26 protein-coding genes are annotated in these 25307 nt (G+C 41.8%); 21 read left to right on the top strand and 5 right to left on the bottom strand.

From position 1 onward, the window contains the following. The first annotated feature begins 133 nt into the window (after positions 1 to 133). From ACDZ29_RS00605 to ACDZ29_RS00580, 6 genes are all read left to right on the top strand, one after another. Positions 134 to 571: a BrxA/BrxB family bacilliredoxin gene (locus ACDZ29_RS00605; protein WP_289327348.1), complete on the top strand. Its 438-nt coding sequence runs from the start codon at positions 134 to 136 to the stop codon at positions 569 to 571. A gap of 896 nt (positions 572 to 1467) precedes the next feature. Continuing rightward, complete coding sequence (locus tag ACDZ29_RS00600; protein WP_375089478.1) at positions 1468 to 2277, top strand: transporter substrate-binding domain-containing protein; 810 nt, start codon at positions 1468 to 1470, stop codon at positions 2275 to 2277. Between the two features lie 130 nt (positions 2278 to 2407). Next, positions 2408 to 3067: an amino acid ABC transporter permease gene (locus ACDZ29_RS00595; RefSeq protein ID WP_289325685.1), complete on the top strand. Its 660-nt coding sequence runs from the start codon at positions 2408 to 2410 to the stop codon at positions 3065 to 3067. Continuing rightward, on the top strand, positions 3060 to 3782 hold the full coding sequence (locus tag ACDZ29_RS00590; protein WP_289325684.1) for an amino acid ABC transporter ATP-binding protein: 723 nt from the start codon (positions 3060 to 3062) through the stop codon (positions 3780 to 3782). The genes ACDZ29_RS00595 and ACDZ29_RS00590 overlap by 8 nt, the downstream gene beginning before the upstream one ends. 191 nt (positions 3783 to 3973) lie before the next feature. Next, a complete protein-coding gene (locus ACDZ29_RS00585; protein ID WP_370015748.1) occupies positions 3974 to 4963 on the top strand; it encodes an aromatic acid exporter family protein in 990 nt (329 codons plus the stop codon). Between the two features lie 31 nt (positions 4964 to 4994). Next, positions 4995 to 5510, top strand: coding sequence for a L,D-transpeptidase (locus ACDZ29_RS00580; protein WP_370015747.1), 516 nt, complete (start codon positions 4995 to 4997; stop codon positions 5508 to 5510). Positions 5511 to 5552: 42 nt separating this feature from the next. Here the strand turns inward: ACDZ29_RS00580 and ACDZ29_RS00575 are convergent, their stop codons facing one another. After that, the gene (locus ACDZ29_RS00575) at positions 5553 to 5609 is read right to left on the bottom strand and encodes a hypothetical protein (protein ID WP_230161157.1); all 57 of its coding nucleotides are present in this window, start codon (positions 5607 to 5609) and stop codon (positions 5553 to 5555) included. Positions 5610 to 5815: 206 nt separating this feature from the next. Between ACDZ29_RS00575 and mce the strand changes: the two genes are divergently transcribed. The 5 genes from mce to gndA all read left to right on the top strand — a co-directional run bounded on the left by mce (position 5816) and on the right by gndA (position 12442). After that, on the top strand, positions 5816 to 6241 hold the full coding sequence (gene mce, locus ACDZ29_RS00570; RefSeq protein WP_289325681.1) for a methylmalonyl-CoA epimerase: 426 nt from the start codon (positions 5816 to 5818) through the stop codon (positions 6239 to 6241). Further along, complete coding sequence (locus ACDZ29_RS00565) at positions 6238 to 7788, top strand: acyl-CoA carboxylase subunit beta (RefSeq protein ID WP_289325680.1); 1551 nt, start codon at positions 6238 to 6240, stop codon at positions 7786 to 7788. The genes mce and ACDZ29_RS00565 overlap by 4 nt, the downstream gene beginning before the upstream one ends. A gap of 225 nt (positions 7789 to 8013) precedes the next feature. Then, on the top strand, positions 8014 to 9135 hold the full coding sequence (locus ACDZ29_RS00560) for a tripeptidase T (protein WP_375089476.1): 1122 nt from the start codon (positions 8014 to 8016) through the stop codon (positions 9133 to 9135). Positions 9136 to 9713: 578 nt separating this feature from the next. Further along, a complete protein-coding gene (locus ACDZ29_RS00555; protein ID WP_375089475.1) occupies positions 9714 to 10988 on the top strand; it encodes a DNA polymerase IV in 1275 nt (424 codons plus the stop codon). A gap of 41 nt (positions 10989 to 11029) precedes the next feature. Then, complete coding sequence (gene gndA, locus ACDZ29_RS00550) at positions 11030 to 12442, top strand: NADP-dependent phosphogluconate dehydrogenase (protein WP_375089473.1); 1413 nt, start codon at positions 11030 to 11032, stop codon at positions 12440 to 12442. A 119-nt stretch (positions 12443 to 12561) separates the two neighbouring features. Here gndA and ACDZ29_RS00545 read toward each other — a convergent pair whose 3' ends face one another. Next, entirely contained in the window at positions 12562 to 12735 is a 174-nt protein-coding gene (locus ACDZ29_RS00545; RefSeq protein WP_289325678.1) for an asparagine synthase, read from the bottom strand. Between the two features lie 303 nt (positions 12736 to 13038). Between ACDZ29_RS00545 and ACDZ29_RS00540 the strand changes: the two genes are divergently transcribed. Continuing rightward, a complete protein-coding gene (locus tag ACDZ29_RS00540; protein WP_289325677.1) occupies positions 13039 to 13200 on the top strand; it encodes a hypothetical protein in 162 nt (53 codons plus the stop codon). Between the two features lie 46 nt (positions 13201 to 13246). On the opposite strand, the gene zwf is transcribed toward ACDZ29_RS00540, so the two are convergent. Beyond that, a complete protein-coding gene (zwf, locus tag ACDZ29_RS00535) occupies positions 13247 to 14746 on the bottom strand; it encodes a glucose-6-phosphate dehydrogenase (protein WP_289325676.1) in 1500 nt (499 codons plus the stop codon). Between the two features lie 228 nt (positions 14747 to 14974). Between zwf and rnz the strand changes: the two genes are divergently transcribed. From rnz to ACDZ29_RS00510, 5 genes are all read left to right on the top strand, one after another. Then, positions 14975 to 15907, top strand: coding sequence for a ribonuclease Z (gene rnz / locus ACDZ29_RS00530; RefSeq protein ID WP_370015742.1), 933 nt, complete (start codon positions 14975 to 14977; stop codon positions 15905 to 15907). 72 nt (positions 15908 to 15979) lie between these two features. After that, positions 15980 to 16798 carry a squalene/phytoene synthase family protein gene (locus tag ACDZ29_RS00525; protein WP_375089472.1) on the top strand — a complete coding sequence of 273 codons (819 nt, stop codon included), beginning with the start codon at positions 15980 to 15982 and terminating at the stop codon, positions 16796 to 16798. A 192-nt stretch (positions 16799 to 16990) separates the two neighbouring features. Further along, positions 16991 to 17986, top strand: a complete 996-nt coding sequence (locus ACDZ29_RS00520) for an ABC transporter substrate-binding protein (protein WP_289325673.1) — start codon at positions 16991 to 16993, stop codon at positions 17984 to 17986. Positions 17987 to 18018: 32 nt separating this feature from the next. Beyond that, the gene (locus ACDZ29_RS00515; protein WP_375089470.1) at positions 18019 to 19050 is read left to right on the top strand and encodes an ABC transporter permease; all 1032 of its coding nucleotides are present in this window, start codon (positions 18019 to 18021) and stop codon (positions 19048 to 19050) included. Continuing rightward, positions 19025 to 19819 carry an ABC transporter ATP-binding protein gene (locus ACDZ29_RS00510; protein WP_289315747.1) on the top strand — a complete coding sequence of 265 codons (795 nt, stop codon included), beginning with the start codon at positions 19025 to 19027 and terminating at the stop codon, positions 19817 to 19819. The genes ACDZ29_RS00515 and ACDZ29_RS00510 overlap by 26 nt, the downstream gene beginning before the upstream one ends. 173 nt (positions 19820 to 19992) lie before the next feature. Here ACDZ29_RS00510 and ACDZ29_RS00505 read toward each other — a convergent pair whose 3' ends face one another. Next, positions 19993 to 20547 carry a MerR family transcriptional regulator gene (locus ACDZ29_RS00505; protein ID WP_375089469.1) on the bottom strand — a complete coding sequence of 185 codons (555 nt, stop codon included), beginning with the start codon at positions 20545 to 20547 and terminating at the stop codon, positions 19993 to 19995. Positions 20548 to 20834: 287 nt separating this feature from the next. Here ACDZ29_RS00505 and ACDZ29_RS00500 point away from each other — a divergent pair, with 287 nt between their 5' ends. Next, positions 20835 to 21266, top strand: a complete 432-nt coding sequence (locus ACDZ29_RS00500) for a VOC family protein (RefSeq protein ID WP_375089467.1) — start codon at positions 20835 to 20837, stop codon at positions 21264 to 21266. A gap of 141 nt (positions 21267 to 21407) precedes the next feature. Here the strand turns inward: ACDZ29_RS00500 and proC are convergent, their stop codons facing one another. Beyond that, complete coding sequence (proC, locus tag ACDZ29_RS00495; RefSeq protein WP_289325669.1) at positions 21408 to 22253, bottom strand: pyrroline-5-carboxylate reductase; 846 nt, start codon at positions 22251 to 22253, stop codon at positions 21408 to 21410. Positions 22254 to 22775: 522 nt separating this feature from the next. Here proC and ACDZ29_RS00490 point away from each other — a divergent pair. The 3 genes from ACDZ29_RS00490 (at position 22776) to ACDZ29_RS00480 (ending at position 25251) form a co-directional block, all read left to right on the top strand. Further along, positions 22776 to 23744 carry an MBL fold metallo-hydrolase gene (locus ACDZ29_RS00490; RefSeq protein WP_375089466.1) on the top strand — a complete coding sequence of 323 codons (969 nt, stop codon included), beginning with the start codon at positions 22776 to 22778 and terminating at the stop codon, positions 23742 to 23744. Between the two features lie 24 nt (positions 23745 to 23768). Continuing rightward, the gene (locus ACDZ29_RS00485; RefSeq protein WP_375089465.1) at positions 23769 to 24560 is read left to right on the top strand and encodes an SDR family NAD(P)-dependent oxidoreductase; all 792 of its coding nucleotides are present in this window, start codon (positions 23769 to 23771) and stop codon (positions 24558 to 24560) included. A gap of 163 nt (positions 24561 to 24723) precedes the next feature. Beyond that, positions 24724 to 25251, top strand: a complete 528-nt coding sequence (locus ACDZ29_RS00480; RefSeq protein ID WP_289325666.1) for a hypothetical protein — start codon at positions 24724 to 24726, stop codon at positions 25249 to 25251. The last annotated feature ends 56 nt before the right edge of the window (positions 25252 to 25307 follow it).

Below are 25307 nucleotides of genomic sequence, written 5' to 3'. Positions count from 1 at the left end.
TATGATTCCCGCTTCACTTTCGTTTTAAACATATTCGGAACGCTTTATGCTGTTTAGCAGGTAAATTTATTGAATCACGAAGAGGCAATTGTTATGATAGGATTGAAGAGAAAACTTGGAAGGAGCACATACCATGAATATGGATTTTAATTTTTTAATGAACGACGTAGTCAAACAGGCTCGCGATGAGATTAAGACTGCTGGATATACAGAATTGACCACTCCCGAGGAAGTAGAAGAAGTATTTGCACAAAAAGGAACGACGCTTGTTATGGTCAACTCCGTTTGTGGCTGCGCCGGGGGTATAGCTAGACCTGCAGCGGCTCATGCGATTCATAATGATAAACGCCCAAATCAGCTTGTTACTGTTTTTGCTGGACAAGATAAAGAGGCAACGGAGAGAGCACGTGATTATTTCGAAGGGTATCCGCCGTCATCCCCATCATTTGCATTGTTGAAAGATGGAAAAATCGTCACTATGGTAGAACGCCATGAAATTGAAGGTCACCACCCGATGTCCGTAGTTGAAAAATTGCAAGACTACTTCGACCAATATTGCGAAGAAGTGTAAGCCATAGTCATAACTGAAAAACCCGCCCAATCGGCGGGTTTTAGTTTGTTGAAAAATGGGGTTCGAAATACTCTCATCCCGAACCATGATTATAAAAAGAAGACTTGGTTATCCTTCATTAATTTTTACTTTTTTATATGGAATGAAATCCTCACTAAATAGAAGAAATTTGCGACACTCCTGCCGAATAACTGGCTAGCCAAGGGCCTACAGATGCTTGCTTTGATGCGGCTTGGCAGACAGTCGGCAGACGGGAAGCGGATTTCTGAAAACAACTGGAATCTTTTTAGAAAAAAACTGCAGACAAACTAGCGTCTCTTCGAATTTGTCTACTATAAGGAGGTTCGGAATGCTCTCATCCCGAACCGTGATTATAAAAACCTTCATGAATTTTTACTTTTTTATATGAAATGAAATCCTAAATTGAGAATTTGCGACACTCCTGCCGCATATCTGGCTAGCCAAGGGCCTACAGACGCTTGCTTTGATGCGGCTTGGCAGACAGTCGGCGGAAAGGGAGCGGATTTCTGAAAACAACTGGAATATTTTTTTTAGAAAAATTCCGTAGACAAACTAGCTTTTCTTCTAGTTGTCTATAGTCTGAAACCCGCCCAATCGGCGGGTTTTTTTATTATTCATGAATTTGCATAATTAAGGAACATTTAGGAAAAAAGATAGATAAGGATGCCCGATATATTCCCCATGGAGGAAAGTGCGAAACTCAGAAAGAAACTTGTGTAAATATTCTGAAAAATAAATCTATTATTTACGTTATTGAATAATTATTAGAGTGTGTTAAAATACACAATAGTGTATGAATATTAGTTAATTGATATATTAACTAAAACCAAACTTAATAACTAGAGAATTGAAAATATCATTTTGGAGGAATAATAATGAAGTTGAAAAAGCAGTTAGCATTGTTGCTTACTTCTGTTTTATTAGTAGGTATTTTAGCGGCATGCGGAACATCAGAGAAAAAAGATAAGAACACAGCTGGCAACGAAGACAAAAAGGTCCTGGTAATGGGAACATCTGCGGATTATCCGCCATTTGAATTTGTTGAAACATCTAAAAGTGATGAAATAAAAGGATTCGACATTGATATCGCTAAAGCAATCGGTAAAAAATTAGGTTATGAGGTCGAAGTTAAAGACATTGACTTTAATAGTCTTGTGCCGGCTCTGGAAAATAAATCGGTCGATTTCGTTATCTCTGGAATGACTCCGACAGAAAAACGTGAGCAATCCGTTGATTTCAGTGATATTTACTATACAGCTAAGAACATGATCATCACGACAGAGGACAGTAAGATCAAAACTGTTGAAGATTTAAAAGGGAAAACGGTAGGCGTACAGCTTGCATCCATTCAGGAGACATTGGCAAACGACTTGAATAAATCCAAAGATATCGGGATGAAAGTTGAAAAACGGAATCGTATTCCCGAAGTTGTTCAGGAAATGTCTACTGGACGTTTTGACGCCGTGATCATGGAAGATACTGTGGCAAAAGGCTATTTGAAAGATAACAAGGATTTGGTGGGCCATGTGATCGAGTCTGGTGAACAAGATGCCGGTTCGGCAATAGCTTTCCAAAAAGGAAGCAAGTTAACTGACGAATTCAATACCGAATTGAAAAAAATGTTAGAGAATGGCGAAATGGAAAAATTAATACTAAAATGGTTCGGTGGCAGTGAAACTGAATAATGCAGAGAGATGAAAAACGTTCAGAAGAGATGCAATATGCCTTCTGAACGTTTTTCCGCGCTTTATTGTTATTAAAATGAAGCAGGAGGAAGGCCTGGGATAACGGCCTTCATAAGAGAGGATGAATGGAGTGAATCTTGAATTTGATAGGATTATGCCCTCCCTTCCATATATCTTGGAGGGAATACCGACTACATTAAAAGTTGTAGCGGTTGCGGCTGTAATCGGTTTTGTTTTGGGAATATTATTATCTATACTAAAAATCAGTAGAATCAAGCCCTTGAATTGGATTGCTGACTTCTATACATCCATTTTCCGCGGTACCCCTTTAGTGCTTCAATTAATGCTTATTTATTTTGGTTCACCACAAATATTAGGGATTCAAATCGAAGCATTCCAAGCAGCATTTTTAGCATTCGGGTTAAATTCTGCGGCATACATTTCCGAGATTATCAGGGGGGGGATTTTAGCGGTCGATAAAGGGCAACGCGAGGCAGCACTTGCACTTGGGGTTCCCTATTCAGGGATGATGCTCAATATTATCCTTCCGCAGGCCATCAAGAATATCCTGCCCTCCCTTGTGAACGAATTGATTTCCTTAACGAAGGAATCAGCGGTTGTCACAATCATTGGATTAGGGGATATCATGCGTCGTTCTTATATTGTCGGCGGTGAGACATATAAATTCTTCGAGCCGATTTTATTTGCCGGACTCATTTATTATGTGATGGTCATGGTTCTTACCATCTTAGGCAAAGTGATTGAAAGGAGAATGAGGCGCAGTGATTAAAATTGATGAACTTAAAAAAAATTATGGTAAGCTTGAGGTATTAAAAGGAATCAGCACCGAGATAGGGCAGGGTGAAGTGTTGGCGATCATCGGCCCATCCGGTTCGGGAAAATCAACTTTCTTGCGCTGTATCAATATGCTCGAGACTCCAACTGATGGTCAAATTAGATTTAAAGATCAAATCATCACTGAAAAAAAGACCAATATCATGAAAGTGCGTGAAAATGTCGGGATGGTATTTCAACATTTTCATTTATTTCCTCATAAAACCGTACTGGAGAATTTGACATATGCACCTATGAAGGTGAAAAAATTATCAAAGGCTGAGGCAGTGAAACAAGCTCGTGAGCTATTGACTAAAGTCGGTTTGGCCGACAAAGAATCAGCTTATCCGAATCGTCTGTCAGGCGGGCAAAAACAAAGGGTCGCCATTGCACGGGCATTGGCAATGAACCCGGAAGTAATGCTTTTTGATGAGCCGACTTCTGCTCTTGATCCCGAGATGGTAAAAGAAGTGCTCGAGGTTATGAAGTCACTGGCACATACAGGGATGACCATGCTGATCGTAACGCATGAAATGGGATTTGCCAAAGAAGTGGCCGATCGTGTCCTATTCCTGGACGGAGGTCTGCTCGTTGAGGAAAGTGCTCCGGAAGAATTCTTTTCCAATCCGAAAAGCCAGCGTGCAAAAGACTTCTTGGAAAAAGTTTTATAAGCTAAAGCAAATAGTATATAATTATGAAAAAAAGGTAACGTTTAGGTTACCTTTTTTTATTTTATTCCTATAATGTATTTTTGAGTGTGTCTTTTGAATAATTGGAAATTTCATTCGCAAAGGACTGTGAAAATATATGAATTCCTGATAGTATTATAATAGATAGCGAAAGAGCCAGGTGATACATAACAATGTTTAAAATCGGATACAGAACGATTAAAACTGCTTTGGGGGTTACCCTGGCAATCATTATTGCACAAATGCTTAACCTGGAGTATTTTTCTGCTGCGGGAATCATTACGATCTTATGCATTCAAGTCACGAAAAAGAAGTCGGTGTATGCCTCCTGGCACCGGTTTTTAGCTTGTTTGATCGCAATGGCCTATTCATCCCTAATGTTTCAGTTCATCGCGTTCCATCCACTGATAATAGGATTGATTCTCTTGATTTTCATTCCAACGACAGTTGCCTTGAAGATTAATGAGGGGATTGTGACGAGTAGCGTCATCATCATGCACCTATATGGGTCGGGCGACATCACTTTTTCACTGCTGATTAATGAAACGATATTAATTGCCGTTGGTGTTGGAGTGGCGCTTGTCATGAATCTGTACATGCCCAGTGTCGATAAGAAACTGCTTGCCTATCAGGAACGTATCGAAACTAACTTTAGTGCGATCTTGATGGGGATTGTCCGCTATTTAAGGGATAATGATCACACATGGGATGGTAAGGAAATTACTGAAACAGCCAATCTTCTTAATCAAGCCAAAAGCCTTGCCTTCAGGGACGTGGAAAATCATTTTTTAAGGGAAGAAGACCTGTATTACCATTATTTCAAAATGCGTGAAAAGCAATTTGAAATCATTGAACGAATTCTTCCCCTAGTCACGAATATTCCATTGGTCGTCAAGCAAAGCGGGATAGTGGCTGATTTTATAGAAGATCTGGCAGAAAACGTCCATCCACAAAATACGGCCATTCTTTATCTGAAGAAGCTTGAAGAAATGGAGATTCATTTTAGGGGAATGGCACTGCCGCAGACACGGGAAGAGTTCGAATCCAGGGCCGCATTACTGCAGCTCATGAAGGAAATGGAACGCTATTTATTATTGAAGCATTCCTTCAAGGGGTTACCCAAGCCGACCAGCAACCGAATGAAAAAGAGGCACTTGGCTTAAACTAAGCAAAAAGGTAAAGGAATTGATACGAATGAAATGGATCCTTTCTTTGTTGCTTATGCTATCTTTGTGGCCGCTGCAGGTACATGCCCAACCTCAATCGGTTAAGCCTGGCGATCCTTTTATCATCATCAATAAAGCCAACAATAAATTGGCGTTCATTGATGAAAACGAGGTCAAGGAGATACTGCCGGTCGGTACGGGAAAGAGTCAGGAACTGACACCTGAAGGGATTTTCACGGTTAAAGTAAAAGCGGTCAACCCCTATTACCGTAAAAAGAATATTCCCGGCGGCGATCCCAGAAACCCTCTGGGGTCGCGGTGGATTGGATTCGATGCACGAAATACCGATGGGAGGATTTACGGCATTCATGGTACGAATCAGCCATCATCAATTGGTAAATACATCTCAAATGGCTGTGTACGGATGCATAAATCCGATGTAGAGCGTTTGTACGAAAAAGTCCCTATCGGCACTAAGGTGTTGATTACCATATCAAACGAGGATTTCAAAACTTTGGCAAAGAAAAACGGAGCGATAAAATAAGGAGAGGGAAGCTTTTTGCTCCCCTCCCCATTACGATGTCTTTTACAAAAGAAATGCGATACCTGATAATAAGCTCGTTAATAACATTGAGATAAGCATTAAATACACGACGATCTTTCTTATTTTTTTGTTTCCCATATGCTCTCTCCCTCAAAACAGTTTAATTGATTTCATTTTAACTTGAACATTTAGTAGAAACAAGTAAAAGTATAATGTTCATATTATTCCGAATCTTAAAAGACTTTAATGCAAGATTAGTAGTGTTTAAATGGAGTCATCCAATAATACATAGCATGGGGGTTTGAATGATGATAAAAAATATCGATCATATCGGGATTGCCGTCAAGTCACTTGATGAAACTTTGCCACTTTACACGGAAACGCTGAAATTGAAACTTGAAGGAATTGAGATAGTGGAGAACCAAGGCGTAAAAGTGGCCTTTATTTTGGCAGGCAATACCCGTTTGGAGTTGTTGGAAGCGTTGTCACCTTCAAGTCCAATCGCCAAATTCATTGAAAAACGCGGTGAAGGTATTCATCATGTGGCGCTTGGCGTCGATCGTATCGAAGATCGAATTAAAGAAATTAAAGAATCGGGATTGCGCATGATTGATGATTCATCAAGAAAGGGAGCGCACCATGCAGATGTTGCTTTCGTTCATCCCAAGTCTACCGCGGGTGTATTATATGAGCTTTGTGAACGAGCCGAATCAAAGGAGGAGCAGGAATGACAGACATATATGAAACGATCAATGATTTATATGATAGACGCCGAAAAGTGGAAATGGGCGGCGGAGAAGAAAGGATCGACAAGCAGCATGATAAGGGCAAACTTACTGCAAGGGAAAGAATCGAACTTTTAGTTGATCCGGGAACTTTCATTGAACTTAATCCTTTTATCAAACACCGTAATACCAATTTTGGCATGGAAAAGGAAGAAGGACCGGGAGAAGGGGTTGTCACCGGTTACGGAAAGGTGAACGGCCGCGACATTTACCTGTTTTCGCAGGACTTTACTGTATTTGGCGGTGCACTCGGTGAAATGCATGCTCTGAAAATTGCCAATGTTATGGATTTAGCAGCGGAAAATGGAGCCCCTTTCATAGGTTTGAACGATTCTGGTGGGGCGCGTATTCAAGAAGGCGTAGTTTCGCTTGACGGATATGGCCAAATATTTTACCGGAATTCCATTTATTCAGGGGTCATTCCACAGATTTCGGTTATTATGGGACCTTGTGCTGGCGGAGCCGTATATTCCCCAGCCATAACCGACTTTGTCTTCATGGTTGAAAAAACGAGCCAAATGTTCATAACAGGACCCAAAGTCATTGAAACGGTAACGGGTGAGAAGATTTCATCTGAAGGGTTGGGTGGAGCGACTGTTCATAATACCATAAGCGGTAATGCGCATTTCAAGGGAGCAACAGAAGAACAAGTATTGGCCGACGTTAGACGTCTCCTGAGCTATCTTCCACAAAACAATGAAGAGAAGCCGCCGGTTTTGGAAGCGGACGTAGGCGATGACTACCGTCCGGACTTAACGGATGTAGTCCCTTATGAAGGGATCCGTCCATATGATGTTCGGAAAGTATTGGAGCAAATTGTCGATGAAGATTCCTTTATGGAAGTGCAAGAGGGCTTTGCGAAGAACATAGTGATTGGTTTAGCGCGAATCAAAGGGAAATCAGTGGGGCTTGTCTGCAACCAGCCAAAAGTATTGGCAGGAGGACTGGATATTGATTCATCTGATAAGGCTGCCCGTTTTATTCGTTTTTGTGACTCGTTTAACATTCCGTTAATTACGTTTGAAGATGTTTCAGGGTTCTTTCCGGGCGTTAAACAAGAGCATGGCGGGATTATCCGTCACGGTGCAAAGCTGCTATACGCTTATTCAGAAGCAACAGTCCCAAAATTGACGATCATTCTGCGTAAAGCATACGGAGGAGCTTATGTGGCCCTTAATAGTAAATCCATCGGTGCTGATTTAACGTTTGCATGGCCAAATGCCGAAATCGCGGTAATGGGTTCTGCTGGAGCGGCAAATATCATTTTTGCCCGTGAAATTCAAAATAGTGAGGATCCAGATGCGACCCGTGCAGCTAAAATAGAAGAGTACCGTGAGAAATTCGCCAATCCATATGTTGCTGCGAGCCTTGGAATGGTAGATGATGTAATTGATCCCCGTGAAACAAGGATTAAGATCATTCAATCACTTGAAATGCTTCGCAACAAAAAAGAAAAACGTCCATGGAAAAAACACGGCAATATCCCGTTGTAATCCAACTGCAAGGAGCCCAAAATAAATCTATTTTGGGCTCTTTTCCATATTGGGAAGAAATCATGATTAAAGGAAATCATTTATAAGTCATCATTCACCAGTTTAAAACGACCTTTTGGGAGGGAAATGACCATTAAGCGGGGTTCTTCATTTTCACATTATTTGCCGGGGCGCTGCTTTTAGAAGTATAATTAAAGAGGAAAACTTTTTTGGAGGTTTTATTTTATGATTAATGAAGAACGTTTAGTTAGTGAATTCATGGAATTGGTGCAAATTGATTCCGAAACGAAAAATGAAGCAGCCATCGCCAAAGTGCTGAAAGAAAAATTCGGGGCACTGGGTGTAGAGGTTTTTGAAGATGATACAACAGCAGTTACCGGTCATGGTGCAGGCAATTTAGTATGTACTTTAACAGGAATGAAAGAAGGCGTAGATACCATTTATTTCACCTCCCATATGGACACGGTTGTTCCTGGGAACGGAATCAAGCCTTCCATCAAAGATGGATACATAGTGTCAGACGGAACGACCATTTTAGGGGCTGATGACAAAGCTGGATTAGCGGTCATGTTAGAAACGCTTAAAGTGTTGAAAGAACAGAATATCGAGCATGGAACAATCGAGTTCATCATAACAGTCGGTGAAGAATCTGGCTTGGTTGGAGCAAAGGCATTGGATCGCTCCCTTGTAACGGCTAAATTCGGTTTTGCACTTGATAGTGATGGAAAAGTGGGTAATATCGTCGTTGCTGCACCTACTCAGGCGAAAGTGTCTGCGACAATTTTAGGCAAGACCGCTCACGCTGGTGTCGCTCCAGAAAAAGGAGTTTCGGCTATTACGATCGCTGCAAAAGCAATCTCTAGAATGCCATTAGGCCGAATCGATGAGGAAACAACAGCCAACATCGGACGTTTCCAGGGTGGACAGCAAACCAATATTGTTTGTGACCATGTTGAAATCCTTGCAGAAGCAAGATCCTTGATTCCTGAAAAAATGGAAAAACAGGTAGCGAGAATGAAAGAGGCATTCGAGACTGCCGCTATTGAAATGGGCGGGCGTGCCGAAGTTGAAGTTAACGTCATGTATCCTGGTTTTAAATATGGGGCTGGTGACCATGTAGTCGAAATCGCGAGAAAGGCAGCAGAGAAAATCGGCCGTCCATGCGAGTTGGTTAAAAGCGGCGGCGGAAGCGATGCAAATGTCATTGCAGGCTTTGGGATTCCTACTGTCAATCTCGCAGTGGGCTATGAAGATATCCATACTACGAATGAAAGAATTCCAGTTGAGGAATTAACGAAGCTTGCTGAGATGGTTGTCAGTATCATCAAAGAAGTATCCGGGGAATAATCAACCCGGAAAATGACAGGAGTGGGGAAGAATTTCCTGGATATATCGAAGCAGGTTACCGACGAGAAAAATGATGCATTACTTTGATTCCCACTTTCCAGGATTTGTTGCTGGCATGACAAAGTCAGGAATGAATTGTAACCACTGATGATATGAATGAGGTATTATATCCAGGTAAATCAGCTATCGGTAGATGAACAGAGGTGGATTACATTAAAGGTGGAATCCCCTCCATTGTCCAGGCAGACCGTGAAATACTTGATTTAAAGGATATACCCTTTGAACGGATAGGCTAATTAGGCAATCTAAAAACTGAATATATGCAGGGTGTTGCCAATGTGGGTAGCCGTTTGATTACGATCATTGATCCGCAAAAACTCGTATCATCTTTTGAAGGAGTTCAGGTATTGCAGGAATATATGTACAGTCATCAATGACATGATGGCTGTTTTTCTTGGAGTGGAAGCACTTTTACAGTGATTACCAAAGATAAATAGGGGTATCTTAAAAGGAATGGTTTTTTTTATTGACCCTATTATCCGGTGTTTTTTATTTTTACAAGGATGTGACGGTCAAACATGAAGGACATGTATCCCAAAAATGGCAGGGTCATTCTCCATGTAGACATGAATAGTTTCTATGCTTCAGTGGAAATGTCATATGATGTTTCATTGAAAGGCAAACCGCTTGCCATAGCAGGCAATGTTGAAGAGAGAAGAGGCATAATCGTCACTTGCAGTTATGAAGCAAGGAAGTTCGGGGTTAAAACGACCATGCCGATTTGGCAGGCGAAAAAACTATGTCCTCAATTAGTCATCCAGAAACCGAATTTCGAGCGTTATCGAAAGGCATCACTGGCTATTTTCGATGTATTAAGGCAATATACAGAGATGGTTGAACCGGTTTCGATAGATGAGGGATATCTGGATATTAGTGAATGCGCCGAATTGGGTTCACCTTTAGATATAGCCAAGAGCATTCAGGAAAGAATTTATAATACGATGGATCTCCCTTGCAGCATCGGGATTGCCCCTAATAAATTTTTGGCCAAAACTGCCTCAGATATGAAGAAGCCTATGGGAATCACCGTATTTAGGAAAAGGGATATTCCGGAAAAGCTCTGGCCTTTACAAGTCGGCGAAATGCATGGCATCGGGGATAAGACCTCGGAAAAGCTTCATACTATTGGCATAATGACGATCGGGGACCTTGCACACGCCAATGATCATCAACTGAAACAGCTTCTTGGGATCAATGGCATCCGTTTGAAAGATAGGGCTAATGGAAACGATCCCAGGGTTGTCGATCCCGAAGCGATTTTTGATCATAAAAGCATTGGGAACTCGACAACTCTTCCACATGACACCACCAATCAAAAAGAACTGATCGGTGTATTGGAAAAGCTTTCCGGTAAGGTAGCCGTCCGTTTAAAAAATAAACGCCTGCTTGGTCAAAAAATTGGTGTGACGATCCGTTATAAAGACCGACGCACTATAACGAGAAGCAGAACGGTTCCTAATCCAGTTTTTGAAAAAAAGGATATTTTGGATGTAGCTACCGAACTATTTATGAAAAATTGGAATGGGGAAGGAATCAGGCTTCTTGGTGTCACTGCCTATGATGTCATCGAGAAAGAGTCGGCCTTCAAGCAACTGGATATTTTCTCCTTTAAAGAGGATGCAGAAAAAGAACCTCTGTATGAAGCGATGGAACACTTGCAAAATAAGTACGGAGAAAATATTATTAAAAAGGGATTACCCTTGAAGAACCGTTCGATTGGAACAGACACTAGCTTCAGCAAAGATTTCTTTGAGCAATCCAGAAGGCATGATGATTCTTTTGACAAAGAATAGCGTATAAGCTGTGTAAAGATATAGAGAAGGGAAAGATGATCATGACAAAACAACAGATTGGCGTTATCGGACTAGCTGTAATGGGCAAAAACCTTGCATTTAATATTGAAAGCAGAGGATATTCAATTTCCGTGTTTAATCGCTCAGGGTCAAAAACGGACGAAATGATGAAGGAAGCGGAAGGCAAAAACGTAACAGCCACTTATACGCTTGAAGAATTCGTCGATTCTTTGGAAACGCCACGTAAAATTTTATTGATGGTTAAAGCTGGTGCTGCAACAGATGCAACAATCGAGCAGTTAAAACCGTTACTTGATAAAGGTGATATCGTTATTGATGGAGGGAATACCTTCTTCAAAGACACTCAGCGCCGTAATGAGGAATTAAGCCAGCTTGGCATCCATTTCATCGGTACAGGCGTGTCAGGAGGGGAAGAAGGAGCTCTGACAGGTCCATCCATCATGCCTGGAGGTCAAAAAGAAGCATATGAACTGGTTGCACCGATCTTGAAGGATATTTCAGCTAAGGTCGATGGTGATGCTTGCTGTACATATATCGGACCTAATGGAGCAGGTCATTATGTGAAAATGGTACATAATGGTATTGAATACGGGGACATGCAGTTGATTTCCGAATCTTATTTCCTTTTGAAAAATCTTCTGGGACTATCCGCTGAAGAATTCCATGAAGTCTTTACTGAATGGAATGAAGGGGAACTTGATAGCTATTTAATAGAAATTACTGCTGATATTTTCAAAAAATATGATGAAGAAACTGGCAAGCCGATGGTCGATGTCATTTTAGATAAAGCTGGCCAAAAAGGTACAGGGAAATGGACAAGTCAAAGTGCGCTTGATCTTGGTGTTCCGCTTCCGATCATTACAGAATCCGTATTTGCCCGGTTTATTTCTGCAATCAAGGACGAGCGTGTTGCAGCGAGTAAAATCCTTCGCGGTCCAAAAGCCGAATCATTTACTGGTGACAAAAAGGCTTTGATTGAAAATATCCGTAAAGCACTTTACATGAGCAAGATCTGTTCATATGCACAAGGATTTGCACAAATGAAAGCAGCATCAGAAGAAAATGACTGGAACTTGCAATATGGGGAAATCGCGATGATTTTCCGTGGCGGCTGTATCATCCGTGCACAATTCCTACAAAAAATCAAGGAAGCGTACGATCGTGAAGCGAACTTGAACAACCTTCTTCTAGATTCTTATTTCCAAGGAATCGTTGAAAGCTATCAAGGAGCTTTACGTGAAGTAGTGTCAACGGCAGTGATGAACGGAATTCCGGTTCCTTGCTTGTCATCAGCTCTTGCTTATTTCGACAGCTATCGTACAGAAACGCTGCCAGCTAACCTAATTCAAGCTCAACGTGACTATTTTGGAGCTCATACTTATCAACGCATTGATAAAGAGGGAACGTTCCATACCGAATGGATGGAAAAATAAAAAGTTCAAGCCGGCTTATAAGGAAATTTCCTTGCAAGCCGGCTTTTTTTGTATTCATCGATTGAAGGAACTTTTATGTACAGAAAAAGAGAGGGCGCCCCAATGCGCCCTCTCTTTTACTATCTCCGATGCTCTACAAGGTCAATGACCCCTAATACAACATGTGCCAAACCGAAACCAAAGACCGTATTAGCTACCATTTTGTTTGAGCGCCTGTTCTGCTTCATTGCATAGCCCGCAGCTGTCACGGCTGTGCCCAAGGCTGTTGGAATTAATCCTTCACGAATGTCCATCGTTTAATCCCTCCACATCGAAGTTAGTGGTGCCTTAATATCACCTTCTCTAGTGTAACCTCAGCAAGACCTCAGCATTCTTTTTTTATAAAGAGAATAAAAGGGTGAAAATGGTAAAAATGAACTAATTGTAAATAGTGCTAATTGATTTACCTTTTTTATGGAAATGGTAGTATGATGGATGTCATTCATCCAGGCCTTTTAGGTTTAAACACCTGAGGAAAAAGAAATATAAACATGAAGAGCCATGGACGAACCGTAGGATACAGTAGGCAGATAAGAGAGAGAAGGAGCGGATGACAGATGTTCATCATCTGGTTGGCTGTAGCCATTTTTTTATTTTTCATTGCCTTAGAATTTGGTGTTTCATTTTGGCTTAATTCAGAAATGGATGAAGCGATGTCCAAGCCCAAGGAAATGCTTCGTATTATCAGGAAGAAATTGGTCAGGAAGAGTGTTTCATGAATGAAGAAGGGATACAGATTCAAATCTGCATCCCTTCTTTATTTAATCAATCATCATTATTTTTGTTTTTCTTGATTTGCCACCAAATATGCCCATCCTTTTCCAGGAGTTCATCGGATGCAAGTGGACCTGTGGATCCTGCTTCATAGTTAGGGAAAGACTCTTCTTTAGTATTCTCCCATGCATTGGAAATGGTATCGACGAACTTCCATGAGAGGGCAACCTCGTCCCAGTGCGTAAAGTTTGTAGCATCGCCGCGCATACTATCAAACAATAGCTTTTCATACGCCTCGGGAGAATTGATGTGTTCGATCCCTTTGTTGGATACGGTCAGCTTCACTGGCTTTGTATTGGATGTCGTCCCGGATTTCTTGACATTTAAGTATAGTGTGATGCCTTCGTCTGGCTGGATATGGATTACGAGAAGATTCGGGTTCAACGTTTCTTCCGTTTTATAATACAAATTCATTGGGATATCTTTGAATTGAACAACGATATTCGTTGATTTGACATCCATTCTCTTACCGGTACGGATATAAAAAGGTACACCGGCCCAACGGAAGTTATCTATCATCAATTTGCCCGCAACATAGGTCTCTGTGTTGGATTCGGGATTTACGTTATGTTCATTGCGGTATGCCGGAAGTGTTTGACCGTCTACCGTTCCTTCACCATATTGGCCGCGGACGAAGTATTGATCGACTTCTTCCACTTTCATTGGGCGAAGTGAACGCAAAGCCCGCACTTTTTCGCTTCGGATCTCTTCGGTTGTCAAAGCGATTGGGGGCTCCATGGCAAGCAAGGCAACCATTTGCAGCAGATGGTTTTGGACCATATCCCTTAGGGCACCGCTAGTTTCATAATAACGCCCACGTTCTTCAACGCCAAGTGTTTCGCTTGAAGTAACCTGGATGTTAGATATATATCTGTTATTCCAAAGCGGTTCGAAAAGAGCATTTGAAAAACGTATGACCTCAATATTTTGAACCATTTCTTTTCCTAAATAATGATCGATACGGTAGATTTCATCTTCAGCGAAGGCAGTCCGAATCTGCTCATTCAATTTTTGTGCGGTTTCGAAACTGTGTCCAAATGGCTTTTCTATGACCAGGCGCTTGTATCCATTCGAGTTAGTCAGGCCTTGAGCTTTAATCTGTTCGGCAATCGTTCCGAAAAACTCGGGTGCCATCGCTAAATAAAAGATCCGGTTTCCTTCTAATTGATATTGTCCGTCTAATTTTTCGGCAATGTCTTTTAACTGCAGGTATGATTCCGAGCTAGTTACGTCATGGGAGTGATAATGGAAATGGGAAATGAATTCGTCTACCTTTTCTTCCGCATGTCCGAACGTAAGTATGGAGTCCTTGACACTTGTTTGAAACTCCTCGTTCGTCAATGGTCTCCTTGCTACTCCAACGACAGCGAATTTATTGATTTTCTCTTTTTGAAATAGTCGATATATGGAAGGAAACAATTTCCTTTTCGCTAAATCTCCGGTAGCACCAAAAATCATGATCAATGCTGTGGGTTTATTGTTTTCTGTCATGTTAAAACCTCAACTTTCCCTTAAATCTGTCTATAAAGTTGGAATTCCCGAATGTGTACCAATTTCTAATTTTACGTTTAGCTTTCCCTCAAAGCAATCAATTTGCGCATTTTTTCTCATATTTCATTAAAAGATTAATTTGGTTTCGGTTTTAATGGACCATAAATGAAAGAGCACCTTGGTTATGCTATAGTTAAGTCATAAAGTATTTGCAACGGAGGTAGTATCGTGGATTTTGTTTTATTGGGTACAGGCGCTGGCGTTCCGGCTAAAGCGCGTAATGTGACGTCAATCGCTCTTCAATTATTGGAAGAGCGGGGGAAGGTTTGGTTATTTGATTGTGGTGAAGCGACGCAGCATCAAATTTTAAAAACGGCAGTCAAACCGCGAAAGATCGAAAAAATTTTCATCACCCATTTGCATGGTGATCACATCTTTGGACTCCCTGGGTTTTTAAGCAGCCGATCTTTTCAGGGCGGACTGGAAAAATTGACCGTATATGGTCCACATGGCATAGATGCATTTATTAAGACGAGCTTACAGGTGAGTGGCACTCATTTGAAATATCCATTGGAGATCATTGAAATAGAGGAAGGCGTAGTATTTGAGGACGAACAATTCATTGTGACGGCGATGTCGCTTGATCATGGCATTTACAGTATCGGTTACCGGATTGTGGAAAAGGATCGACCGGGAAGCTTACTGGTCGACCGGCTGCTAAAAGAAGGTGTAAAGCCGGGTCCGCTTTTTAAAGCATTGAAAGATGGACAAACGGTCAGTCTCGATGATGGCCGTGTCCTAAATGGGAAGGATTATCTCAGTGCTCCGCAAAAAGGCCGGGTCATCACGATTCTTGGTGATACACGAGTATGCAGCAATGCTCTCATTCTTGCTGAATCGGCGGATTACCTTGTTCATGAAGCTACATTTTCAGCGGAAGAATCTGAAATGGCATCCGCCTATTATCATTCGACCACGGTTCAGGCTGCAGAAACGGCTTTGAAAGCGGGAGCTAAGCATCTAATCCTTACCCATATCAGCTCACGGTATACTCCAGAGGATTCGGAGAGGTTAAAAGCGGAAAGCGAAGCGATCTTTGCAAACACGATCATGGCAGAAGATTTAATGACCATTAAAGTTCCTTTATATTCAGAGGAATAGGGTAGCTGAAATCGATGCTGATGTTTGATATAATTAATCAATTGTTCATTGGATATTTAAAGGAGTGTAAATATGACGGACCAAAGTAACCTACATACTAAAGCAATGGATTTTCTCTTAAAAACAAGCCGGACTTTTTTCATACCAATAAGCTATCTTCCAAAGGGATTACAGGAGGCCATTGGAGCAGCATACCTTTGCATGCGCGCCATCGATGAGATCGAGGATCACCCAGGTCTTCCTGCTGATATTAAGGTTTCCCTGTTACAGGATCTCAGTGAGCTGCTTGGGGCGGATTATAGGGAAGAAGAACTTCAATCGTTATTTGAACCATATAAGGATGAACTGCCCGACGTGACCCTGCTTCTTTCGGACTGGATTCAATATTGTCCTCCCGGTGCAAAAGCCAAAGTCCTGGAGTCGACAAAGGAAATGGCCGAAGGCATGGCCAAGTGGGTTAAGAAAGATTGGCAAATCCATAATGAGGAAGAGCTCGATGATTACACTTATTATGTTGCGGGTTTGGTTGGAGTCATGCTGTCTGATATGTGGAACTGGTATGATGGAACGGAAACGGACCGTGAACTTGCCATCGCATTTGGCCGTGGACTCCAAACGGTCAATATCCTGCGTAACCGTGAGGAAGATGCAGAACGTGGTGTGAACTTTTATCCGGATGGCTGGGGTTTCGATGAGATGCTTGCCCATACGGAATATAATCTTACATTAGCCGATGCCTACATTGGGGAGATTGAAACGAAAGAGATCATCCAATTCTGTAAAATACCCTTGGAATTGGCAAAAGCCACATTGAAGGCCTTGAAAGAAGGCAAAGAAAAAATTGATCGTGCTACAGTTACCGAAATTGTTAACCAAGTAGTCGAACACTGATATTCCATTTAGCTGCTGTGAAAGTTATCCCCTTTCACAGCAGCTTTTTTGATGTTTTACAATTAAAACTCGAAAAATTCTAAAAAGTTAAAAAATAGATTGGAATAATTGGGACTAAACGATTATAATTTAGGACATAAAAGCTAAAAAGCTGGCGTCGTTATTAAATAAGAAAAAAGCGGGGGGAAACATATGAAAAAGAAATTATATTCAACTGCAGCCATGACATTGGTCGCAGGTTTATTACTGGCTGGGTGTGGAAATGACAAGGAAAAAGATACGGCCAAGGATGAAGGCGGAAAGGATACCTTCAAGATTGGGGTATCACAAATCGTTCAGCATGATTCCCTGGATCAGGCATATGAAGGATTCCAGGCGGCATTGAAGGACAGCGACATCAATGCCAAGTATGATCTTCAAGTTGCACAGGGTGACCAAAACAACAGTCAGACGATTGCCAATAACTTCGTTGGGGATAAAGTTGATCTGATTTTTGCGAATTCCACTCCTAGTGCCCTAAGCTCATTAAATGCGACCAAGGATATTCCAATCGTTTTTACATCGGTTACCGATCCCGTAGCGGCGGAGCTAGTTACTTCTTTGGATAAGCCAGGCGGAAATGTGACGGGCACGACGGATTCCCATCCTGAAGCCATTGCAAAGTCAATGAAATTCCTAGCGGAAGAACTTGGCGCCAAGACAATTGGTACCGTTTATAATACAGGGGAGCAAAATTCCGTCGTCCAAATAAAAAATGTGAAAGCGGAAGCGAAAAAAGCAGGATTGAAAGTCGTGGAAGCATCTGTCTCGACTTCAGCCGAGGTTAAACAGGCAGCGGAATCATTAATCGGAAAAGCGGATGCTTTCTATATCATTACTGATAATACAGTTGTCTCGGCTCTGGAATCGGTCATTTCCGTGGCAGATGATCAAGATATCCCTTTGTTTGTTGGCGAACTTGATTCCGTTAAAGCGGGTGGTTTTGCAGCCTACGGCTTCAGTTACTATGATATTGGTTATGAAGCGGGGCAAAAAGCGGTTGAAATCTTGAAGGATGGTAAAAAGCCTGGAGATATCTCGGTTCAATATCCACAAAAACTTAAATTGGTCATTAATGAAAAGGCAGCAAAAGATATGGGTGTTGAAATAAAAGAAGAATGGAAAGCAGATGCTGAGTTTGTAAAATAAACTCTGCTTTTGTTCGGGGAAGGAAGAAAAAAATGTTCTCAGCCTTATTCAACTCTTTTGAGTCGGGAATGATTTATGCGATCATGGCACTAGGTGTCTATTTAACATTCAGGATTCTCGACTTCCCGGATATGACAGTGGAAGGTAGTTTTGTGACAGGGGCCTCTGTTGCCGCCATTATGATCGTTAACGGTTTCTCGCCGATCGTAGCCACATTGAGTGCTATGGTGGCCGGGTTCATCGCTGGGACAATAACGGGTTTCCTGCATACGAAAGGAAAAATCAATCCACTCCTGGCAGGTATCTTAATGATGATTGCGCTCTACTCCATCAATTTAAGGATCATGGGTGCATCCAACATTCCGTTGCTTTCTCAAACGACCATTATCACGAATATCCAGGATGCCTGGGTCGGCACCGGGCTGGACAATTTGTTGAATGGTCTTTTATCGATCGTGGGTCTCGGTGATAGCCTGCCAAAAACGTGGGCCATATTAATCGTTATGCTGATTGTGGCCGTTGTCATTCAAGCTGGAATGTCAGCTTTTTTAAAAACGGAAATCGGTCTGGCTTTACGGGCGACTGGTGATAATGAAGCCATGGTCAAGAGTTTTTCAGCCCATACCGGCAACATGAAAATCCTTGGACTTGCAATCGGAAATGGACTTGTGGCATTCTCGGGGTCCTTGGTTGCCCAATATAACGGTTTTAGTGATATTGGCATGGGGATAGGAATCATCGTCATCGGATTGGCATCCGTCATAATCGGTGAGGCTTTATTTGGGGCAAAAACGATTGCGCGTGCGACGCTTGCGGTTATTGGAGGGGCGATTATTTATCGAATCGTCGTAACTTTGGCACTTCGCGTAGAATTCCTTGATACAGGTGATGTTAAATTAATTACGGCACTTATTGTGGTCGGGGCACTTGTCATTCCGAAAATTTCCGATAAACAAAAGGAAAAAAAACGGAAGAAAAGACGGCTTAAAGAAATACAGATGCGTCATGGCGGGACTTTACCAAAAGGGGGGGAAGGATATGCTTCGGTTAAATCAGATTTATAAAGTCTTCAACGAAGGAACACCGGATGAAAAGCTTGCCCTTGGAAATCTGGAACTGCATATGACAAAAGGCGAATTTGTAACTGTCATCGGAAGTAATGGAGCAGGTAAATCGACGTTGATGAATATGATTTCCGGTAAGATTCTCCCTGATGCCGGTGAAGTCATCATTGATGGGGAAAACGTATCGGCAATTGAAGAACATGCACGTGCCAGAATGATTGGCCGCGTTTTTCAGGATCCCATGCTGGGAACGGCACCACATATGACGATTGAAGAAAATATGGCGATTGCTTATGGCCGAACCAATAGAAGAGGTTTAGGCTTCGGGGTGACAAAAAAACGGAAAGAACTATTTAAAGAATGTTTGGGTACCCTTCATTTAGGCTTGGAAAACAGGATGACAGCAAAAGTGGGGTTATTATCGGGAGGGGAGCGCCAGGCTCTATCATTGCTGATGGCGACCTTCACCGATCCTAAAATCCTGCTTCTTGATGAACATACAGCAGCACTTGATCCTTCCAGGGCAGAGCTTGTTACAAATCTGACGAAGGAAATCGTCGAAAAGAACCAGTTAACGACGTTGATGGTGACTCATAATATGCAACAGGCGATCGATCTTGGAAATTCCTTGATCATGATGGATAAGGGACAGATCATTTTTGAAGCTAGAGGCGCTGAAAAGCAGAAGCTAACCGTTGAAAAACTGCTTAACGAATTCCAGCGCATCAAAGGTGAAAAAATGCTAAATGACCGTGCAGTGTTGATTTAAGATGATGAAAAGGCCCGACCCAGGTGGAAGACTAACCTTGGGGCAGGGCCTTTTTATTTTTGGGTAATTATCAGATCAGGTTCTATTTCTGAACGAATGTCGATGAAGTACCTGAGCATAGGGAAAATGGCTATGGTGGAGCAATCATTAACGATCTTGGATGATAACCGATGCTAATCGCTGTCGGCTGTGCTCCATGATGAAGTATCGTTCTTTCTGTAATTTCCAAAAATCATTTTTATGAATGGTCTTTTTTTCGGCTTTTTCGTGGCAGCAGCTTCTTCAGCCGCGAGGAAATAATCAAAGTGCTGGTCCATTGGTGTTTCTAACGCTTCAATACGGGCTTCGAGCTTCTTAACGAGTTTGTGCATTTCTTCCATTTCACTTCTGTGCTGTAAAAGTTGATAGGATACAACATCGTCCGCTTTTGTTTTCAGTCCATTTTCAAGCCTGACGACCCGTTCTATCAATTGTTCATGTTCTTTATTCGTTTCGGGGTATTTCTGGACGGTTGCTTTTCTAATTTTTTTCTCTGATATGCTGACCTTTTGGAGAATGATGCCCTCGTTCAGCTGATCTTGGACTTTTCTCAATAATGCAATGTCATCATCTGAAAACTGGTAGTGGCCAAGCTGATTCCGTTCTACTTCCATGTTCAATTGGGTAACCCAGCGTTGAATCGTACTATGGGAAACATTCAGTAACCGGGCAACTGCACTTGTATTCATCGAGATTCCCCCTTTTGGTTGTTGAATTCGATAAGTATGAGGCAATTCCTTTACAGATGACAAAACATGTTTTCATTCGGCAAAGAAAGTGGATTTCCTACGTAATTTGCATGCGAAACGATCAATATGGGGGGAATCTCTTGGAGTCGGTTTTGGAAAATGGTGAGCCTTGTTAGGAGCTTTAAAGAGCATTTGTGAGTGCGTGGTTTGCCGGTCAATTAAGCTTTAAAAGGAAAAATGATTCAAATGTCGAATTACCAATGAACAATGTATAAAGGAGGACTAGTATGAACAGGATCAACATTATAACTTTAGGTGTCAGGGATATCAATGAATCATTAAGGTTTTACCGGGACGGGTTGGGATTCCATACATCGATTAAAGAGGACGAACCCACAATCGTTTTTTTTAATAATGCAGGAACGAAACTTGCTTTGTATCCTTTAGAGAAGCTAGCAAAAGACATCAAAGAGATAGAACCGCCTAAGAAAAATGGTTTCCCCGGTATTACGCTCGCTTATAATGCTAAATCAATTGAAGAAGTCGATGAGGTGATCAACAAGGCTGAAAAGGCCGGAGGCACAATCGAGAAATCACCTCAAGATGTTTTTTGGGGAGGATACAGCGGATATTTTTCAGACCCCGATGGTTACTATTGGGAGGTTGCGTATTCGAAGGATTGGAGTTTTGATGAATCGGATATGCTGATTATAAAGTAACGCTCACTGCAGCTGTGAAATCAAATTGACCTGGACCTTCCCTATGCCCCTTATAAGGAGTCCAGATCATAAAAAGGGCTGTTGCCTAGCCGCTGCCTGTAAGGGAGTGCTAGTCAACAGCCAATCATCATCTCTGGGCATTTACTGAGAAACTACATGCTTGGCAAGTTCTTTACTTATTTGATTGCCCATTCGCTTCGATTGCTCAGTCGCTTCTTGTACACAGGCAATGAAAGCTTCTTGCACTTGATGTGCTTGAAGTGCTTTCAGACCTGCTTCGGTCGTTCCGCCTGGTGAAGTTACTTCCTTTCTTAGCACGGCTGGGGTTTTAGGTGATTTCTGCAACATATCGGCCGCACCCATCAGTGTCTGGAGAATTAATTGCTTCGCGGTTTCGGAATCGAGACCTATTTCTTCTGCTGATTTTTCCAATGCTTCGACCAAGTAATAAATATAAGCCGGTCCGCTTCCTGATAAGCCTGTTACCGCATCGAGCTGCGTTTCGTCAACGACTGCCACCGTACCCACCGTTTCAAAGAGAGTAATCGCCGTTTGTAATTGCGAGTCTTTCGTATGACCATTAGCCGCAAGGGCCGTTGCTGATTTTCCCACAGCTGCCGATGTATTAGGCATGGCACGGACAATCGAGAACCGCTTGTTGGCGATTCCTTCCAAGCTTGCAGTTTGAACCCCGGCCACAACTGAAATGAATAGCATTTCTTCCCGAATATATTCTTTTATTGATTGCATCGTTTCTAAAATATCTTTCGGTTTCACGGCCAGTACGACAAGGTTTGCATCCTGTACTAAAAGCTTCAGCGATCTTGTGGCAGTTACACCGTATTGTTCCTTTAAATAATTGAACCTATCATCATTGGATTTATTTGTTACAAAAATATTTGCTGGGTCAATCACCTGTTGGGTCACCAGCCCCGAAATGATTGCTTCTGCCATCGATCCAGCTCCGATAAACGCGATTTTTTTCATATTTCCCGCTCCTTTTCCTATTAAATTTCTGGCTTTTTTTGAAAAACAAAAAGACCCCTCATCCAATAAAGGACGAAAGGTCTAGCTTCCGTGGTACCACCTTTGTTCAACTTTTCCATAATAAATAAACAGAAAAGCTGCACTTGAATCCTCTAACGCGGGAATTACGTCAGGTTTTCCTGAAGGCTCATAAGGTAGGTTCAATAATGAGGGGGCGATGAAGCCTTTCAGCACATTCCGAGCTTCACTCTCTTTACGCCATCAATAAATTTACTTGGCCTTAATCAAAGCCATGCCGTCTTTAATTACTTGTGATTATGAAGGATATATCAGTACTCTGTCAATGATAATATATGCATGGACGACAAAAAATAGACATGAATTATGTGAAAATAATGACAGTATTTAAAAATGCATGTAAAATGGTAATTATACATTCGTTTTCTTGCTAAGTATACTAAGTAATTCTGTTTAGCGTATAAAAAGATTTATATAAATATAATTTCTAAGGTGGAAAAGATTATGGCGAATTGGAATGGAAATATTGCAAAAATTGCTTTGCCCACGCCGTTTGCAGTGGGTGATGTGAATGTTTATGTAGTTAAAGGGGATGCCTTGACGCTCATTGATACTGGTGTTAAAACCAAACGATCAAAGGAAGTCTTGACTAACGGGCTTGGGGATTTGGGTCTGAAACTGACCGATATCGAACAAATCATTTTAACCCATCATCACCCTGATCATGCTGGTGCACTCGATTTCTTTGATAAGGAAATCCCGGTTTATGGACATAAAAACAATCAGCGCTGGCTGACTATCAGTGATGATTTCCTTGAAACCCATAATCGTTTTTTCCTTGATTATGCCACAAAGTTTGGAGTGGCAGAAGAGCTGAAAAATAAACTGATCCATAACCGTGACGAAATCAGATTCCTTAGTGAACGGAAGCTGCATGGATATTTGGCTGAAGGGGATGAGCTTCCTGGTCTTCCAGGCTGGAAAGTGATCGAGACTCCAGGGCATGCGCAAAGCCATTTATCCTTTTACCGGGAAAGTGACGGGGTCATGATCGCGGGCGATCACTTGCTTGCTAAGATTTCACCCAATCCATTAATGGAACCGCCTTTACTTCCGGGAGGCATGAGGCCTCGTCCGTTACTGCAATATAATGCATCACTTCAGAAATTATTGGATTTTTCGATTTCCACTGTTTATTCCGGACATGGATCTGAAGTGGAAGGAGATGAGGTTGCCGACTTGATTCAATATCGATTCGAGCGGCAGCATAACCGGGCCATGCAGGTGAAAAGCATGCTTCAAGATAAGCCTTTATCGGCCTTTGAAGTGTGTCAGCAGCTTTTTCCTAAAGTATACCTTCAGGAAGTGGGCCTGACACTTTCGGAAACGGTCGGTCAGCTGGACTATTTAGAAGATTTGGGTGAAGTCGAAACCGAAATCCAATCAGGGGTCATTCTGTATTCAATCGCTTAATGTTAGGCAAGGAGGCACACTTTTTTGAATAAGTTACAAGGGAAAATTATTGTTATCACCGGTGCTTCCGGAGGGATTGGCAAGGAAGTTGCCATCCAAAGTGCAAAGCAGGGAGGCCGTCTCGTCCTCTTGGCCAGAAGTCTGGATAAATTACAACAGCTAAAGAATGAACTCATCGACCAATATGGGATTGATGCATATGCCTATAAGCTCGACGTTGCAGATACTGATCAGGTGACAAGGGTATTTAATGACATCCATGCTCAAATAGGTGAAGTGGATGTGTTGGTCAACAATGCTGGTTTCGGCACGTTTAAAGAAGCGCAGGATACGGAACTAAATGAAACGAAAGCAATGTTTGCTGTCAACGTCATTGGATTAATGGCCTGCACAAAGCTGGTTCTTCCGTATATGAAGCAGCGAAAATCGGGGCATATCATCAATATTGCTTCACAGGCCGGTAAAATTGCCACTCCTAAATCAACATTGTATTCCTCAACCAAGTTCGCAGTTCTTGGCTATTCAAACGCACTTCGGCTCGAGCTGATGGAGGATCGTGTTTTTGTGACCACCGTCAATCCCGGACCTATAGAAACGAATTTCTTTAACATTGCAGATGAATCAGGTACATATTTAAAGAATGTCGAAAAGTTCATGCTTAAGCCTGAAGATGTAGCGGCTAAAATCGTAGCGGCGATGCTGACCAATAAGAGGGAAATCAACCTCCCTGGCTGGATGAATTTAGCTGGGAAATGGTATAACATGTTTCCAAAGATCACCGAAACATTAGGGAAAAAAGCATTTTTTAAAAAGTAGGCTAGATTTTCGATACCGGACAAGGCGAAAGATGTTCAATAATAGGTAAAAAAAGGGGAATGTCGATGACATTCCCCTTTTTTATGAAATAACGGAAGTTTTATTCTGAATAAATTGGTAACTATTTCATGGGGAATCCGTCTATTTCTTAGGAGGGATTTTCATGAAGATGATTGTAAACCTTTTAATATATATAATTGTTGTCTTTATTCTGGGTAGCTGTCAATCCTCTGATTGGAACATGGGTGAAGCCATTGCCAAGGGGGAAGAAGGTTTCATTACAGATCTTGACGATAAAAGGATTTTGATTAAAGGGACTTATTATAGGGTGACCAATGATACATATATTCAAGATCAACATGGTAATGACCTCGAATATTCTGACTTGGAAATCGGGATGAAAGTGAAACCATGGCACCGGGGCGGGGTCAAGAAATCATTTCCTGGGAAAGCGGAAGCGAAATTGATTCTTGTTTTGACGGATGAAAAAAGTTTGGCCGAACAAAGGGCGGTCACTGCTGCCCTCAATCATGTCAGTAAAGCGGAAAGTCAGCGATTCATGGTTCTCGATGTCGTCCATTTGCCCTCAGAGCATGTGTATAATATTGAAATGATGAATCGTTCCAATTTGGATTCATCATTCATGGTGACTATAGAGGATTTAACGGATGAAATATTATATATAAAATAAATCAAAAAAACCGGACTGAATCATTTATGAATTCAGTCCGGTTTTTTTAATGGGAT

Origin of the sequence: Peribacillus sp. RS7, from assembly GCF_041956845.1 — a bacterium.
Classification (GTDB): Bacteria; Bacillota; Bacilli; order Bacillales; family DSM-1321; genus Peribacillus.
This window is presented reverse-complemented; position numbering and strand designations above follow the sequence as displayed.